The organism is Planktothrix sp. FACHB-1355 (genome assembly GCF_014748295.1).
In the GTDB taxonomy this organism is placed as follows: Bacteria; Cyanobacteriota; Cyanobacteriia; order Cyanobacteriales; family Aerosakkonemataceae; genus Aerosakkonema; species Aerosakkonema funiforme_A.
In genome coordinates, this window is sequence record NZ_JACJUP010001335.1 from 1 (window position 1) to 1639 (window position 1639).

General features: G+C 41.1%; 1 protein-coding gene. It reads left to right on the plus strand.

Annotated features, from left to right (window positions below):
- The first annotated feature begins 111 nt into the window (after positions 1-111).
- Positions 112-1449: a hypothetical protein gene (locus H6S82_RS32125; RefSeq protein ID WP_190475302.1), complete on the plus strand. Its 1338-nt coding sequence runs from the start codon at positions 112-114 to the stop codon at positions 1447-1449.
- Positions 1450-1639 lie beyond the last annotated feature (190 nt).

Here is a 1639-nt window from a genome sequence, read left to right on the forward strand (position 1 = left end):
CATCGTTGGGAATAAATTGTCAAATTGAGTCGGCAGATATATTTAGAGCAAATTTTTCATTGTTGACCTTAGTGTCGATTACCCTAGAAGAGTGGAATCAGAGGTGAGCTTGTGGATGCCATATTAGATCGATCGCGTCAACTTAAACAGGATTTAATTGATTTTGTCCTTGACGCTGAAGGGGAATTGGCAGTTGCGCTGGAGTCTTACTTCGCCGCTAATGCAAAATCTCAAAATAATCGCTATGATGCGGCTTTCGAGAAAAAGCTGCTGATTGATAGTTTTTTATGTGAGGGGAAAGTCGGGGATAAGACGCCGCTGGATTTGTTTTTGGAAAGTCAGCCAGAATTATCTCAAAGCGATCGCACTCTCCTCAACAACTGGCGACACAGCTTTCTTGGTTTATTTGCCGTTAATCAAATTTTACCAGATGGCTTTGAGCTAATGAACTGGCTCACAGCCAAACATTACATAGTGAAGCCAAATGATACTCGCACGCAAGAGGAAATGGCTTCTTTTAAACAAGGTGAAATTTTACTGACCCGGATTTCTCCGGTTACCGATAGCTACTGGATGTTTTCTGGGCCTTGTTTGCCAATGGGTAATTTAGGCAAACCTAAATTGGCAGTAGCAATTGGTAACTTTAAGCAAAATCACAAGAAACATCTTTACAGGGATGCGCCAGATTTGCTTGAGCAAGCCTGGCAGTCTGTCGAGCAATATCACCAGGATTTTATTGATTTTTTTGGGAGCAATGAAGTCACTATACCTGGGTATCAGCTTAACAAAAAGCTGACTGAATTTCAAGAAGTAATAACTAAACGACGACTGGCAGAAGCAGGCATTAATGAATCGAAATCTCTGGAAGAAATAGCTGATGAAGCTGGCATTTCACAAGCAGAAATTAAAGCTGCGGCAGAAGAAGCGGGTGCTGACTCAAAAACAGTCGCTCAGCTATTTGGCAGTAAGGGAAACAGCAAAATGGTAACGCCTAAAGTTGAGTTACCTGACAATCTGAAAAAAGCCGAACAGGTGACTGTTCTGGCTCATACTCGCTGGGGACAAATGTTGCTACCAACCTACACTAAGTTCAAGCAAATTCTGGAAGCAGAAGACTGGCAGAGTATTCCTAATGCAGAAAAATTGGTTCGCTACTATTTGGAAGAACCTACAATTAATGTCTTCGTGTGGCATCATTTGGCCCAACAGTATCCACGCCAGTTAGAAAAGGCATTGCAAACAATTTTGGGTCGTCCTAATTTTAATCTGACAACCGATTTAGATTCTGTGCTTCAGGAATTTAATAAACCGCTGGAACCTGAGTTACCAGAAATTGCCAGCGTCCCTTTACATTTACACAATCTGTTTGAAGAAGCCGTAGCGGAAGTTAATAAATCGAATTCAAAGTCTAAGGTTAAAAAGAAAGAAGGTAAGGGTTTTGGGACGTAAAAATTTTTAACTCCGAGAGATGGAGTAGGGGAGAAGCATTTGTGCAGACATAGTACGATCCAGCGCTAGAAAGATTGGCAAAAATGTTTCTCCCTTATGGAAGATGTATGTTGAGTATGAGCAATAATTTGAGATTTTTGAGCGGATTATTAACTATTGCCGCTTGGGAGTGTGAGGGATTAGATTAGAA